This is a genomic window from Streptomyces sp. NPDC058665, assembly GCF_042714995.1.
Taxonomy (GTDB): Bacteria; Actinomycetota; Actinomycetes; order Streptomycetales; family Streptomycetaceae; genus Streptomyces.
The window spans coordinates 1-12,901 of the sequence record NZ_JBHXRX010000115.1 but is presented as its reverse complement, the minus strand read 5'-3'; the positions used below and the strand labels follow the sequence as shown (position 1 = coordinate 12,901).

General features: G+C 69.3%; 15 protein-coding genes. 6 read left to right on the top strand and 9 right to left on the bottom strand.

Annotated elements, in window-relative coordinates; translation table 11 throughout:
• Positions 1 to 135 precede the first annotated feature (135 nt).
• Positions 136 to 2,745, top strand: a complete 2,610-nt coding sequence (locus ACFWV8_RS37435; protein WP_384214864.1) for an ATP/GTP-binding protein — start codon at positions 136 to 138, stop codon at positions 2,743 to 2,745.
• Here ACFWV8_RS37435 and ACFWV8_RS37430 read toward each other — a convergent pair.
• Together ACFWV8_RS37430 and ACFWV8_RS37425 are read right to left on the bottom strand one after the other, a co-directional pair.
• Entirely contained in the window at positions 2,742 to 2,999 is a 258-nt protein-coding gene (locus ACFWV8_RS37430; RefSeq protein WP_384214863.1) for a hypothetical protein, read from the bottom strand. The two genes, ACFWV8_RS37435 and ACFWV8_RS37430, sit on opposite strands and share 4 nt — an antisense overlap.
• Before the next feature lie 534 nt (positions 3,000 to 3,533).
• Positions 3,534 to 4,205, bottom strand: coding sequence for a DUF5710 domain-containing protein (locus ACFWV8_RS37425; protein WP_384214861.1), 672 nt, complete (start codon positions 4,203 to 4,205; stop codon positions 3,534 to 3,536).
• A gap of 169 nt (positions 4,206 to 4,374) precedes the next feature.
• Here ACFWV8_RS37425 and ACFWV8_RS37420 point away from each other — a divergent pair, with 169 nt between their 5' ends.
• Positions 4,375 to 4,503: a hypothetical protein gene (locus ACFWV8_RS37420; protein ID WP_384214859.1), complete on the top strand. Its 129-nt coding sequence runs from the start codon at positions 4,375 to 4,377 to the stop codon at positions 4,501 to 4,503.
• A gap of 40 nt (positions 4,504 to 4,543) precedes the next feature.
• Here the strand turns inward: ACFWV8_RS37420 and ACFWV8_RS37415 are convergent, their stop codons facing one another.
• A complete protein-coding gene (locus ACFWV8_RS37415) occupies positions 4,544 to 4,675 on the bottom strand; it encodes a hypothetical protein (protein WP_384214857.1) in 132 nt (43 codons plus the stop codon).
• A gap of 24 nt (positions 4,676 to 4,699) precedes the next feature.
• Between ACFWV8_RS37415 and ACFWV8_RS37410 the strand changes: the two genes are divergently transcribed.
• Both ACFWV8_RS37410 and ACFWV8_RS37405 read left to right on the top strand, forming a co-directional pair.
• Entirely contained in the window at positions 4,700 to 4,897 is a 198-nt protein-coding gene (locus ACFWV8_RS37410; protein ID WP_384214855.1) for a hypothetical protein, read from the top strand.
• A 4-nt stretch (positions 4,898 to 4,901) separates the two neighbouring features.
• Entirely contained in the window at positions 4,902 to 5,039 is a 138-nt protein-coding gene (locus ACFWV8_RS37405; RefSeq protein WP_384214853.1) for a hypothetical protein, read from the top strand.
• Between the two features lie 24 nt (positions 5,040 to 5,063).
• Here the strand turns inward: ACFWV8_RS37405 and ACFWV8_RS37400 are convergent, their stop codons facing one another.
• The 6 genes from ACFWV8_RS37400 to ACFWV8_RS37375 all read right to left on the bottom strand — a co-directional run bounded on the left by ACFWV8_RS37400 (position 5,064) and on the right by ACFWV8_RS37375 (position 11,020).
• Positions 5,064 to 7,709 carry a trypsin-like peptidase domain-containing protein gene (locus tag ACFWV8_RS37400; RefSeq protein ID WP_384214851.1) on the bottom strand — a complete coding sequence of 882 codons (2,646 nt, stop codon included), beginning with the start codon at positions 7,707 to 7,709 and terminating at the stop codon, positions 5,064 to 5,066.
• 13 nt (positions 7,710 to 7,722) lie between these two features.
• Positions 7,723 to 8,052 (bottom strand): trypco2 family protein, encoded by a 330-nt coding sequence (locus ACFWV8_RS37395; RefSeq protein WP_384214849.1) that lies wholly within the window; start codon positions 8,050 to 8,052, stop codon positions 7,723 to 7,725.
• 90 nt (positions 8,053 to 8,142) lie between these two features.
• The gene (locus ACFWV8_RS37390; RefSeq protein ID WP_384214847.1) at positions 8,143 to 9,219 is read right to left on the bottom strand and encodes a hypothetical protein; all 1,077 of its coding nucleotides are present in this window, start codon (positions 9,217 to 9,219) and stop codon (positions 8,143 to 8,145) included.
• A gap of 75 nt (positions 9,220 to 9,294) precedes the next feature.
• The gene (locus ACFWV8_RS37385; RefSeq protein WP_384214845.1) at positions 9,295 to 9,522 is read right to left on the bottom strand and encodes a hypothetical protein; all 228 of its coding nucleotides are present in this window, start codon (positions 9,520 to 9,522) and stop codon (positions 9,295 to 9,297) included.
• Between the two features lie 630 nt (positions 9,523 to 10,152).
• Entirely contained in the window at positions 10,153 to 10,833 is a 681-nt protein-coding gene (locus ACFWV8_RS37380; RefSeq protein ID WP_384214843.1) for a restriction endonuclease, read from the bottom strand.
• A gap of 64 nt (positions 10,834 to 10,897) precedes the next feature.
• Positions 10,898 to 11,020: a hypothetical protein gene (locus ACFWV8_RS37375; protein WP_384214842.1), complete on the bottom strand. Its 123-nt coding sequence runs from the start codon at positions 11,018 to 11,020 to the stop codon at positions 10,898 to 10,900.
• Between the two features lie 386 nt (positions 11,021 to 11,406).
• On the opposite strand from ACFWV8_RS37375, the gene ACFWV8_RS37370 reads away from it, so the two are divergent.
• Positions 11,407 to 11,907: a hypothetical protein gene (locus tag ACFWV8_RS37370; protein WP_384214840.1), complete on the top strand. Its 501-nt coding sequence runs from the start codon at positions 11,407 to 11,409 to the stop codon at positions 11,905 to 11,907.
• Between the two features lie 231 nt (positions 11,908 to 12,138).
• The gene (locus tag ACFWV8_RS37365; protein ID WP_384214839.1) at positions 12,139 to 12,807 is read left to right on the top strand and encodes a hypothetical protein; all 669 of its coding nucleotides are present in this window, start codon (positions 12,139 to 12,141) and stop codon (positions 12,805 to 12,807) included.
• Positions 12,808 to 12,901 lie beyond the last annotated feature (94 nt).

Genomic DNA, 12,901 nt, shown 5'->3' with positions numbered 1-12,901 from the left:
CCAGCAGACGAGCAGCTACGGACCGGTGGATTCCGCCCCGCACCCACACCATCAGGCGACGACGGAACCCGCCAAAGACTCACAAACCGCCCTCTGAGGGCGCTGTTCAGCACGAACGACCGGGGTCTGGAGGCTGTGGAGGCGTTCACGAACCGGCAGCTCCAGTGGGAGCTGGTCGCGGGCGCGCTGGCCGGGCATCTGCGGCAGATCGCCGAGCCCGGGTTCGATATCGAGGACCTGGAGCGCCCGCGTCACAACGTGCTGGTGTTCCACGGCGTCGGGGGAATCGGCAAGACGACCTTGTCCCGCAAGCTGGAGGCCGCGCTCACCGGGGCAGACCAGCGCCCTGCCCAGTGGGGTGAACCCGCCTGGCCGAAGGGGCGGATTCTTCCCGTACGCATCGATCTCGCCCGCTCCGCCGGCACGTCCTTCGAGGACGTTGTGCTCACGATCCGTGCCGCGCTCGCCGAACTGGGACGCCCGCTGCCCGCCTTCGATATCACTCTGCGCCGCTACTGGGAGACCCAGCACCCCGGCGAATCCCTGGAAGAGTACGTGCGGCGCGGCGGCCTCGCGGGCCGGTTCGGCAGGGCAATGCCGCAGCAGGTGCAGTCTGCTCTCTCGGACGTCGCCCAGGCGCTCCTTCTGCCCGGCACCGTCGGCACGGCGGTCGGCCAGGTGGCCGGCTCCCTCACCAGGGCGCTGCGGGAGCGGCGGCAGACCGTGCGGGCGCTCGCCGGATGCGCGCACCTGGCCGACCTGCTGGAGGCCGAACCGGACCTGGAGGCGCTCTCCTTCTACCCGCACCTGCTGGCCTGGGAGCTTGCGCAGCTGCCCGCAGGCAAGGCCGTGACTCCGGTGATCTTGCTGGACACCTTCGAGGACGTCGGCGACCGAACGCACCGCGACCTGGAGCGGCTCATCCAGTGGGTGGTGTGGCTGATGCCGAACTGCTTCCTCGTCATCACCGGCCGCTCCCGCCTGCAATGGGCCGACACGGCCCTCCAGGGGCAGCTCGACTACACCGGCCCGACCGCCTGGCCGGGCCTGTCCCTTCCCGCCGCCGTCCCCGCCGCCCGGCCGCCCCACGGCCACAGCCGTCAGGTCCTCGTCGGTGACTTCTCCCCCGAGGACTGCGACGACCACCTCGCCCGCCGGCTCACCCGCGACGGCGCACCGCTCATCGATGAGGAGATCCGCCAGGTCATCACCGACCGATCCCACGGCCTGCCGCTCTACCTCGACCTGTCGGTGATGCGGTTCCTGGAGATTCGCCGCACCCGCAACCCGCAGCCGGCCGACTTCGAAAACGACTTCCCGGCGCTGATCGCCCGCACCCTGTCCGACCTCACCCCGGACGAGCGGCACGTCCTGCGCTCCGTGGCCCTGCTGGACGCCTTCGACCTGAACCTGGCCACCGCAGCCGCCGGACTGCGGCACCAGGCGCCGGCCCTGCGGCTGATCGAGCGGCCCTTCGTACGCGAGAACGCCTTCGGACTGTGGCCCTACCACCTGCACGGCCTGATCCGCTCCACCGTCCGCGGTGCCGACGACCAAGCCGATGACCGCTGGTCGGCGCGCGACTGGGAGCAGGCGGCCCGGCGTGCGCTGGCCGCCGTCGGCGAGCAGTGGAGTGCGCGGACCAGCCGGGACCGGATGCTGCTGGTCGGCTGTCTGCGCCAGGGCCTCGCCCTGGCCCGGGACTTCCGGCTCGAACTGGGCTGGCTGGCCGACGCCGCCTGGGCGTACGTCAGCGACTCGGTGTGGGAGCCACTTGCCCCGCCCGCCCGAAACGACACCGACGGCGGCATGACGACAGCGGCCGACGCCCTCGTCGAACTCCTGGCCGCGCTCGCCCGCCGCCAGCACGAACACCGCTCGATCACCGCCGACCGGCTCACCGCCGTGACGAGCACCGGACTCCTGCCGCCCGACCTGCACGAGATGGCCCTCTACTACCTGGCCAAAGCGCAGCGGGACCTCGGACGCACCGAGGAATCCCGGCAGGGGATGCGGCACGTCGCCGACGGCGGCGGCCGGCTCGCACCGGCCGCACGACGCGGCCTCGCACACCTGGCGCGCCTCGCCGGAGGCTTCCCCACCGCCCAGGAGAGCGCCCAGGCTCTGGGCTGGGCGGGCCGCCACCACCGCGTCCTTGGCGATGTGTGGTGGCCCCAGGGCGACATGACCCGGGCGGCGGCCTCATACGAAGCCGCCCGCAACGAAGCCGAACAGCACAGCGTCGCGGGCGAACGCGCCACCGCCCAGGCCCAGCGCGCTTTCGTCCTGGCCTTCACCGACCCCGGCCTGGCCACCGATGAACTCGAACTCGCCCAGCAGCTGCTCACCGGACTCGACCTGCGCGCCACCGGCCTCACCATCCGCATCGCCGCCGTTGTCCGCGACGCCGGCACCACAGGAGACCTGCCGGACCGCCTCAGCGTGCTGCGCACCGAGATCGGCGCCGCCGGCCTGGCCACCATGGAAGCCACTCTGGAACTGGCCGGGTGCTTCCACCATGCCGTCCGAGGCGCACACGAGGACCTGGCAGCCGGTATCGCCCGGCTCCGCGACCTGAACCGCGACGGCGACTACGCCTACTACGTCGACATCGCCCACTTCATGGGCGGACTCCCGCTCCCGGACGAGCCGCCGTCGCGGTCACAGTGGCTCGACGGACATGAACGCACCCGCGACCGGTGGCAGACCCTGGTCACCGCCCGGCGTACCCACCACGCGGTTTAGGAGTTGGGGTCCTTGCCCACCAGGCCGGACAGCAGCTCGATGATCTGGGCCTGGTTACGGTCCATCTTCTCGCCCAGGGCCTGTACCGCACCGGCGAGCTGGTCCACCTTCTGATCAAGATTGCCGACCTGGAGCCTCACGGCGGTCAGATCGCTCTTGACGATCCCGAACTCACGGTCGGTCTTCTCCTGCACCTGCTCGAAACGCCGGGTGAGAGCAGCGAGTTCACTGTGGGCGACGGGATCCTCGGGCACATGAACTCCTGCCGGAAAATGAAGGGACGACCGGTGTCCTGTCTCAACGAACCCAGTCGACCTCGATCCGCTGACCAGGGACGACTAACTTCGTTGAGACAGCCCTCTCTGGAGCGGACCTGCGCGCCGGATTCGTCAGCCTGCGACGACTGGATTCGCTGAGACGAACCGCGTCGACTCGGTTCGTTGAGACAGGACAACCGGGTTCTCGGGCACCTACGGTAGCGCGCCCCCGGAGCGGACAGCAGATGTTCACCATCTCGGGAGGCACCACAGCTCTGCCAGGGCCTTCTCTGCGGTGCCGGTATCCGTCAGCTCTTGAATCTTCACTGCCGTCCCCACCTCGTCTGCGTTGAGATCGAGGGTAGATGGGGGGGACTGACAACGGTGGGAGAGTGGGCGTGCTGAGCATACGTACGCCCCGCCGACGGGGGGTTGCGGCAGGGCGTACGAGTTGGAGGTGATTCCGGGCACGCCGGAGGCACGGCCAACACTAGGTCACGAAACGATAACGGCGCAAGAGTGTTGCCGCGGTCATCCTTTGGCGGTGTTCCCGAGCTCTGGTCCGGGCGGCATTGGGGCAGGCACCTGATACTGCATGAGCTCGGGAACTGGCTCTTCGATGAACCACAGCCGATAGTCGGCGTCCCAACGTCCCCCGTGTTCCTTCACTCGGTCTTTTAGGCCGTACGGGACGGACAGCCAGATGCGGCCCGCGTAACGCCGCTGAAAGAGTTCGTGGGTCCGCTTGCGCATGTGCTCCCACGCCTCAGTCGCCATGGCCGAAACGATTGCGCTACTCCCTGCCGCTGCGAGTGCAGCGAGGTCAGGGTTCCCCGAGTCCACCGTGTTGCCGGTCAGTCGGATTGACAGGACATCCTCCGCGCTGTCCTCCTCTTCAACGGCCAGCAGCCACAGACCGTGAAAGCGCGGCAGCACGTCCTCGGGTGTGGTTCGAGGGTCACGCGTGGCAAGGATCTCCACCAGGGCGTCAACTACGTGCCATGCGGGAAGGCGGGAGCTGGAAAAGGCGTCGTAAATCGTGCTGCGCTTGACGTCGGCACCTTTGAGCGCCTCGGCCAACTTCCCCAGGGACAACAGTCCCGCGCCCCGGTGCAGCTCGTGCAGGGCCTCGTTGAGCTGCGCGTGGCTGCCGTGCAGCTTCGGCTTCTGGAACCGACCGGGTCTCCCCACCTGTGCCCCCACCGTTTGAAACCGTTTGGAACCGTCCGGGAATCATCGCAGCCGTTCGAAGTCGTCATGGGCCGTTCGAAGGCATCGGCGTCCATTGCTCACTGTCCAACCCAACAAGACTGCTGGTGAAAGTGGTTGTAGCCGCGATGGGGCGGCCTCGATGACGCCATGGAGGGAAGCAATGGGGAAGACCAAACGGCGCAGCGCACGCCGACTGATGCGGGCAGCTACTTTCGCGGCCGTCAGGGGCGCTGCCGCTGCGGCAGGCAGCGCACTCGTGACGACCCTCGTCTACTGGATAGCGCGCTGACCGTGCCGCTCCCTCGTGTGGTGCGCGGCATGGCGGCCTTCTACGCAGCCGGTGCGTGCTTGCTGGCCACTGCCAGGGCGGCGACCAGGGCGAGCAGATCACCCCAGTCCCACATGCGCCGACCCTGCGGGTCGAGCGGGACGGGCGCGATGCACTCGGCTCCGGTCGTCACGCTCGGGGCCTGTTCGGGCCCGGTGTGCAGTTCGAGGTCGCCACCGCCTGCGAACTGCCGATCGTCGGCCCGGCCCCCTACCTGAACATGGTCCTCGCCACCCCGGCCGGGCACGTCCTGCACCAGTTCCCCTACAGCGAGCAGCTCCTGTCCCGCAGTCCCGAAGGCTGGGTGTCGGTCGCCCGACTGGAGGCCGGCCCCCGCCCCGCAGCCCGGCGGTGAACTGGTGCCGCCCATCCAGACGGCGGTGAACTTCTCCTTCACCCCGATCGAGCTGGACCACCCCGATCCGTTCGGCGTCACCGTCGTGCTGATGGAAGAGGATGGCTACCGCATCAGCCTCACCGAGGCGTTCGCCCGCTGAATCTGCCGCTGGACGAGAACGCCTTCATCCCAGCGGGTCCTCGTAGATGGCCGGCCGTCGGGCTTGCAACTGGCCGAACCAGATCCGCCAGGCGTAGGTCAGGGCTGCAAGGCCGGGGGCGAAGAGGACCGGCCACACGAGCCAGGGCGGGGGCCAGTCCGGGGGCCAGTGCTGATCGAGCATGAGGCCGGACAGGGTCGTCATCCCGATCGTGAAGAGCGCAACGATCCATGAGAGTGGAAAGGCGCCGAGCTGGCGGCCTCCGAATGCGCTCGCGACGGTCAGGTGCATGAACACGTTGATGGGGACGAAGAACCACAGGCCCAAGTCGTCGTCCCTGATGTTGGTTGTGAGAGCGACCCCGGAGGGAACGGCCGCGACCAGGGCCAGGTGGCAGAGCGCCAGGAAGGTGATGGTGGTCCGGGTGATCCAGCTCACCTGTGGTTTCACCAGGACAAAGGGGGAGCGGGCGGAGGCGGCATCTACGCCTGCCTCCGTGTCCGGCTGTTCCGGGGCGTTGGCCTCTTGGGTGAGAGGCGCGCCGATCAGGTCCTCCAGGTCGTCCCTGTCGCCGGCTGTCTGCTCCTGGGCTTCGGTGATGAGGCTGCTGGCCCACTCGTAGGTGTCGGGGTCGGCGTCAGGGTGCGCGGCGCGGTCAGCGACGGCGAGTTCGAGGCCGGTGAGCCACTGGCGGGCGTGGTCGGTACCAAGTTCAGCGGTGACGGTCTGGGCCGCGAGCGGCAGCAGGCGTTCCGGGGCGGCGGCGACGGCCCGATGGGCTCCGGCTGCGAGGCGGGGCTGGTCCTGGGCGGTGCGAGCGACGGTGCTGAGGGTCTGGTGCCGTTGTTCAGTGGCGAGGGAGTCGTGCTGGAGGAAGGCTTCTATGAACTCTTCGCCGGATTCGGTCTCGGCTTCGGCAAGCCAGGCGGCGGCCAGCGGTTCGCCGACAGCGCCCCAGTGGGCTCCGTCGGTGGCCGGGTAGGCGGCGGTCAGGACGTCGTCGAGCGCGGCCAGCTGGCGGGCGTCGGGAGGGGTGGTGATCCCGTAGCCGCGGTGATGGATGTCGAAGCCTGCCCGGACGGCGGCCCGGCCGTCCTGCGCGGTGCGTGCTCCGGCGAGGAACTGGGCGGTGACCAGGGTGCGGAGCAGCGTGTCGTCGACGGTGCCTCCAGGCAGGCGGGCTTCGGCGACGCGCCGTACGTACTCCACTTCGTTCGCGAGCAGAACCTCCATGGGGTGGTCCTTCAGGGCGAACTCGGGGTTGGCGTGGGCCAGCACATCGGCGAGCGCGGCGATGTGGTGGTAGATCACCGGCTGCTGGGTGGCGTGCTCGATACCGGCGCCGTAGAGGCGCGGTGCGTCGGCGACGACACGGTCCGGCCAGGTGTCGTCGCCGTGTCCGGCCTGCTGGAGCAGTCGTATGCGGCGGGCGAACGCCGCCTTGGCCTCTACGTAGATGTCCTCCGGGCTGTGGCCGTCCAGGGCGCCGTCGGGCGTGAGGGTGAAGGAGTGCCCGGCCGGGCCGATGTTCCGGGCGCGCAGGTGGCGGCGCAGCGCCGGCCACCAGGTGTCGTGTCCGCGGGCCAGGAGCAGGACCCGGACTGCGGCGCCGTCATGAGAGCCGGCCAAGGCGGCCATGAGGTCGCGGATCTGCGGGAGGCGGGTTTCTGCGAGGTCGACGACCAGGAGCAGTGGGTAGCTGGAGGAGGCAAGGACCTGGTAGTCGCTGTGGCTGGGGTGGTCGGCGAGGAAGCCCCCGGTCCACGGCCGCTGGTTACCGGGCATCGTGGTGAGGCGGTGCAGCACCTCGATGAGGAGACGGGATTTGCCCGTGCCACCCATGCCGGTCACGGCGGCGACATCGATGCGGTCCGTGCCTTTGCACCACTGCTCGATTCGTTGGACGAGTTCGCTCACACCGGTGAGGTTGGTGACCTGGGAGCGTGGATCGAGCAGGTAGGTGGAGGACAGCCTGGGGTCGGGTGCGTTATCCATCAGCGGCCGTAGGTCGGCAGGTTGGAGGCCCGGGGCCATGCCGGTGTGAGCGGCGACCGCGCGGGTGAAGCCGTCGGCGGCCAGCAGATGTGAGAGCGGCAGCACCATGAGGATCCGGTCCCACTGGCGGTCGACCAGGCGGGCGAGGCCGATCAGTACGCCGTTGCAGAAGACCCCGGCCCCGGACAGGCCCTGCCAGTTCTTCACCTCGGTCGGCACGGCGCCGTCGACTTCGAGCCCGTACAGCTTCGAGCGGGATCCAGTGTGCGGGGCGATGGTCCCCTCCACCGTCTTGAGGTCGTCGACGTACTGCTCGGAACGGTTGGACGCCCGGCGGCGCATCGCCTTGGGAAACCCCGTCATTGAGCACACGGGCCGGTCGCTCGGGTAGTCACAGACCAGTTCGCCCCAGCGCACGACGCCCATACCGGCGCCGACCAGAGCGCGGTCGGCCATCAGGAGCACCGCGTCCAGTTCGGGGCTCTCCCACACCACCGTCGCCTCGGTGAAGGCGGCGCTCGCGGTGTCCCGGACGGTGACGACGCTGTCTCCTCCGGGCAGGGCCACGTGATGAGCGGTGAGCACCAGGCCGGGCGCGATCAGGCAGCCGGTCCCGTACGACTGCTTGTGCTGGTTGCTGACTTCGACGGTCCGCAGAACCGCTCCCCCCGCCATCGCGCCGCCCCCTTTACCGCAAGCCGTCCACCGGGCCGCCGCGGCCTCCACCGGAGTCACCGATCAGCAAATCACTGCCCTCGCCGTCCGGAGCCACCGCCAAGGTGACCGTCATGCGGTGCGTGGCCGTCTTCGCACGCTCGCCCCGGGCGTCCGCGGAGACCACGAACGCCTTCACCCCGCCGCCGGCCGACGCGGTCTGCCGCAGCTCGATCCCCAGATCCAGCACGATCTCCTTGACCGTGAACCGAACCAGCGCCCCCTCCCCGTCCTGCTGCGCGGCCGCCAGTCCCCCGCGCACCGCCTTGATCGCCTCGGACAGTTCGGTGGGCTCTAACTCCATGGTTTTCCCCTTGATCGTTTCTGTGCGGAGAGCCAGTCTGCCGGGCAGTACCCGACGGCGGAAGGACGCGGTCGGCCCGCCGGGGCGGGCCTACGAGGCGGTCGGCGCGGTGCGCTGGAGCGGCGGTAGCGGCGGCATCGGTATGCGGAGCCCGGACTCGCTGCGGTGGCCGAGTTCGCCGTTGTCTGCCCTGCGAAGCAGCTCGCCCGCGTTCCTCAGCGCCATGACGACCCGGGTGCGCAGGCGCGGGTGGAACGGCATGGCGAGCGGGACGAGAGCCTCGATGGCGGCCGGGTTGGGAATCGAGCTGTTGCGCAGTTCCCCCACGACCTGGTTGAAGGCGTAGCCGAGCTTGTGCGGCAGCTGGATGTGTGACCGCTGGAGAGAGCTCAGCAGCAGCGCCAGCATGTCCTCGTACGCGGTGCGCAAGGTGATGAAGCTCCCGTACGACACGATGTCGGCGGCGAGTAGCCCGCGACCGCGCTCGAGGCGTTCAAGTACGGCCTTGAGCATCTTCATGTCGATGTCGCCTGCGTACCGCCGGGGTTGCTCCACCCGGGCCAGCAGTTTGCCCCCTTCCACGCCTTCTCTCCAGGAGAAGCTGCTCAGAAGGTGGAACCACGCCTCCTGACTGCGCAGCGAGTGGACGCCGCAGCCGATGAGGATCTGGTAGAGGATCTTCGCCTTCAGCGGGCGCGCGCCGCGCAGGACGGCCCCGTACGTGACGTGGGAGTAGCCGGGTGCCTGCCGGGCGAGGGTGCGGTGGCTGAGCCCGTTGAAGTCCAGCAGCGTCTTCAGGAGCTCGAGCAGCTCGGCTTCGTCGGCGGCGTGCGGCGGGGTGAGGTTGCCGGTGCGCTCCCAGCGGCGCAGCGCCTCGCGGCACAGATCACCGGGGAGGTCGGCGGCGGCCAGGCGCAGGCTCTCCCAGCGCACACTCCAGTCCTCGGGGTCGCCGTTGCAGGCCAGGATGTAGCCGTTGACGGCCGCCCAGGTGGGCAGCTTCCTTCCCGCGTGGGCGTTCGACAGCGTCGCGGTGGACAGGCCGCTGTGTTCAGCCATCAGCGTCAGCGGCGGGTCGCCGGCCTTCTTGCGCAGCGCCTGGAGGTCGCGGGCGAAGGCCACCAACGGGTCGTTGCTGGGGGGCAGCTTCTTCATGGGACGGGCCACGGCGTCCATCTCCTTTTCGAGCCCGGAACGGGGCCGGGGCCCGTCGGTGAGACGGGCCCCGGCGGGGGGATCGGGTCAGAGCAGACGCTGGCGCAGTTCGGCGGCCAGCAGACCGCCGGCCCCCAGGATGGCGAGCGCTTCCTCGAGTTTCATCCCGCGGGCGAGCAGGACGAACAGCGCGGCCAGGAGTATGACCAGCAGGAGTAAGGAGACCAGCGGCGAGGACTTGGCGGCACTCGCCGGGGTGTGCGCGCACGGCCCGTTCTGCTCAGCAGGAACGGGCTCAGGAAGAAGGTACGACAAGGAAGTTGACTCCCAATCAGGAGGCGGATAGTCGGCTGACGGTCCGGAACTTGGTGCTCAAGTGCCTTGCAGGGCACAGGACTTCACGCCAGTGGTTGCAGCCACAGACGACAGCGAAGCCCACGTTACCCAGGCTTACGCCCGGCAATACCGATTCAGTTCCCATTGGAGGCAAGCTATAAATAAAGAGCCGACCTGTTATTTAACGACCGGAAAGGAATTGTTCACAGGATGGTTCGCCATCGGGTTAAACAACCTCTCGATCAGGCATTCCTGTTGCTATAAGTACAGGTCAGAGGACTGAGGCAGACTTAGTTGGCATCTAATTGCCTACATCTCCTTGCCGGGACTCATTATCCCCCTCATTCTTGAACTCGTTCCCACGTGCGTGGGCGCACGAGTCCACGGACGCGTGCGCACGCGTACAAGAGAGGCGCAGGTCCAACGGTCCGGACACGCACCGCAGAACGCAGGAGGCCCCGTTGCAGCGGGGCACCTCCGCAAGGTGGCACGGCCAGCAGGTCAGCCACTGGACTTCCTCCCCACCCCGCCGATGACGACTCTCGCGGCCCGGAGGGCGTACGACAAGAGGCAGGGCCCGGCGGATCTCCCGCCGGGCCCTGCCGTCCGTCACCGGGGGCGCCGCCCGGTGCCGCCGCCGCTGCCGTTCAGCGGGATCAGGCTCTCCAGGTGAGCGCCCTTGACCCAGGAGCCCAGCAGATCGCGGTGCAGGGCCACGATGTCCTGGCGCAGCGCCAGGCCGAGTGCGTCTCTCGTGAATGCGCGGCAGGTGGTGACGAACAGGGCGACGTCGGCGCCGTGCTCGAGGCGGGCGGTGCCGACGAACTTCTGCATGTCCTGCGAGGACACGCTCCGGTGCGCCGCGTACTTCTTGCACTGGATGACCAGCTTGCGGCCGTCGGCCAGGTAGCCGACGACATCCGCGCCCAGGTCGCCGCTCTTGCCGCTGACGACGACCTCCCGGCAGCCGTCCCGCCGGCACAGCTCCGCGACGTACGTCTCGAACTCCTGCCACGTCAGGGCATCGACCTGGGCCATGGACAACTCACGCGCCCGGGCCTCCTCCTGCGCCCGCCACGCCCTGTCCCGGCCGACCGCCTGGCGGTGCGCCCGCAGCAGCGCCCAGCCAGCCCCGCCCAGCGCGGCCGCGGCGAGCACCGTCACCAGCACGGGCCAAACCGTCGACCAGTTCCCGGCAACCCACACCACGGCGAGGCCGGCCGCCACCGCGCCCCAGACCTGCAACTGCCTGCGGGTCTGCTTCTTCAACCGCCGCCGACGTGCCGCCATCACTCCCCCGCTCCCCAGGTCCGGGGTCCGCAGTACGCCGTCGGCTCCCGGCGGGTGCGGCAGCTCATCGGCCGGCCTGCGTGACGGCGGTCAGCTTCTCGTCGAAACGGCTGCGGGCCTCCGTACGCCGCCGCAGCCGCCAGATGACGACGACTACGAGCAGCACCGCCACGTTGATGGTCGCCAACCGCCCCGGCCTCCCCACCGACTGGCATTCACCCCTGGGACGGCTGGGTGTCGCCGCCAGCCTTCTTGTGTAGCGGCACCTTGATGATGTTGGAGGCGGGTTGCCGACGAATGGCACAAAGCCATCGGACCTGGCCGAATACCGCGCGGCGGGCGTCGTGCGCCGGGCCTCTCGATCGGCGCCTGCGCATCGTCGGACGGTGCCGCACTCGCTCGCCGCTGCCCGCCCCGCACCGGAAGCGCTGCCCCACGGCGGGACGCCGATGTCGGACAGAGTCCTCGGAATCCCTCCGCCGGTGATCAGCCGCGTCGTACGGTCACCTCTGACACGGTGACCACCCGACAACGCGCGGTCACAGGACGATCGCACCTCGAAGGAGAGACCTCGTGGGCATTCTGGGCAAGCGGCGCGGCACCGGTGGCACCGGGAACGTCCCTGCACAGGCTGGGCCGGCCCAATGGCCCGCACGGCATAACCGGATCGACGAGGTGGCGAAAGCGGCCGGCATCGGAGTACTGCGCGTCCGCTGCCACACCACCACCTGGGACTACTTGCAGGAGGAGGCGAAGGCGCACCACAAGAAGAGCATCAGGACGCGGCCGGAGGCGTTCCGCCCGCCAGCCGATGACGAGATCGTCACCGGCGCCGACGGCATCGTCACCGTCCCGCTCGGGGGCTCATCCCTCGCCGCGCTCTACGACTGGTGCTTCGAGGCGCAGAGCATCCTCAACACCGAGCTGGAACGGGGCGTCGGGCAACGCGTTGGCCGGGCCATCTCCGAGGCCCTAGAAAACCGTGCGGCCGCCCGCGGCCAGGGCGACCCGTCCGCTGTCATCTGGCTGGACGACCAGATTGCGGCCGACAACCCCACAGCCGCACAGACGTGACGCTCGCCTGGTGAGATTCGGCGGGCAGTGAGCACGCGGCCCCCCGGCTTGGCTGGCAGACCAGACGGGAGCCTTCACCGACCAGGATCGGGAAAGCGCAGGGGCCGCCCGGCTTCCCGGGCGGCCCCTGTCTGAGGTCTGAACCCTGGGGGTATGGCCTGCCCACTTTCGAGGGCTACCAGGGACGAATCCAGGGTCTTCGTCGTCCAGTGTACCTACGATTACCCCACCATGCACAGCACGCCGCCTACCAGCATCAAGCCGCCCGACGACAAGGCGGTCATCGAGCTGATCAGCCCCGACCGGCTGACCCCCTACCTGAACGCATGCCCCGGCGACACCACCGCCGCGCTCGCGCTGTACCAGTGGAACAGCGACCTCGCCGCGGCGTTCTTCGAACCGCTCGGGCACCTCGAGATCATGCTGCGCAACGCGCTCGATGCCCGGCTCGTCGCCCGCCAGCAGCGCCGGGGCCGCACCATCGAGTGGTACGCCGACACCGCGGTCCCACTCAGCAACAACGCCCGCAGCGACATCGCCCAAGCCCGGCAACGCGCCGGCAGGAACGCCCCGGTCATCCCGCGCGGAAAGATCATCGCTGAGCTGAGCTTCGGGTTCTGGCGCTTCCTGCTGGCCCGCCAGTACCGGGCCAGTCTCTGGCCCGACCTCGCGGGCGCCTTCTCCCACGCCCCCAACCGTGCCCTGGCCACGGTGGAGGATCCGGTCAAGCGGCTGCACAAGTTCCGCAACCGCATCGCCCACCACGAGGGCATCTGGCACCTGCCCCTCGAAGCCCGCCGCAACGACATCCAGACCGTGCTCGGGTTCATAGCGCCGACCGCCGCGGCCTGGGTCGCCGGCACCTCCCGCATCGACGACGTCCTCGCTCGCCGCCCTTGAGAGTGCGGTACGCGAGGTAATGCCCGTTTCAGGCTGGGGGTTGGGTGAGGAGTTCTGGTCGGTGGGGTGGGTCGGTGGTCAGGTGCGGGGCTGA

What these genes read in the sequence shown, in the direction of transcription:
- ACFWV8_RS37365 (WP_384214839.1), top strand. Translation starts at nt 12,139, where the DNA reads ATGCACAGCACGCCGCCTACCAGCATCAAGCCGCCCGACGACAAGGCG.
- ACFWV8_RS37420 (WP_384214859.1), top strand. Translation starts at nt 4,375, where the DNA reads ATGGGGAAGACCAAACGGCGCAGCGCACGCCGACTGATGCGGGCAGCT.
- ACFWV8_RS37380 (WP_384214843.1), bottom strand. Translation starts at nt 10,833, where the DNA reads ATGGCGGCACGTCGGCGGCGGTTGAAGAAGCAGACCCGCAGGCAGTTG.
- ACFWV8_RS37395 (WP_384214849.1), bottom strand. Translation starts at nt 8,052, where the DNA reads ATGGAGTTAGAGCCCACCGAACTGTCCGAGGCGATCAAGGCGGTGCGC.
- ACFWV8_RS37400 (WP_384214851.1), bottom strand. Translation starts at nt 7,709, where the DNA reads ATGGCGGGGGGAGCGGTTCTGCGGACCGTCGAAGTCAGCAACCAGCAC.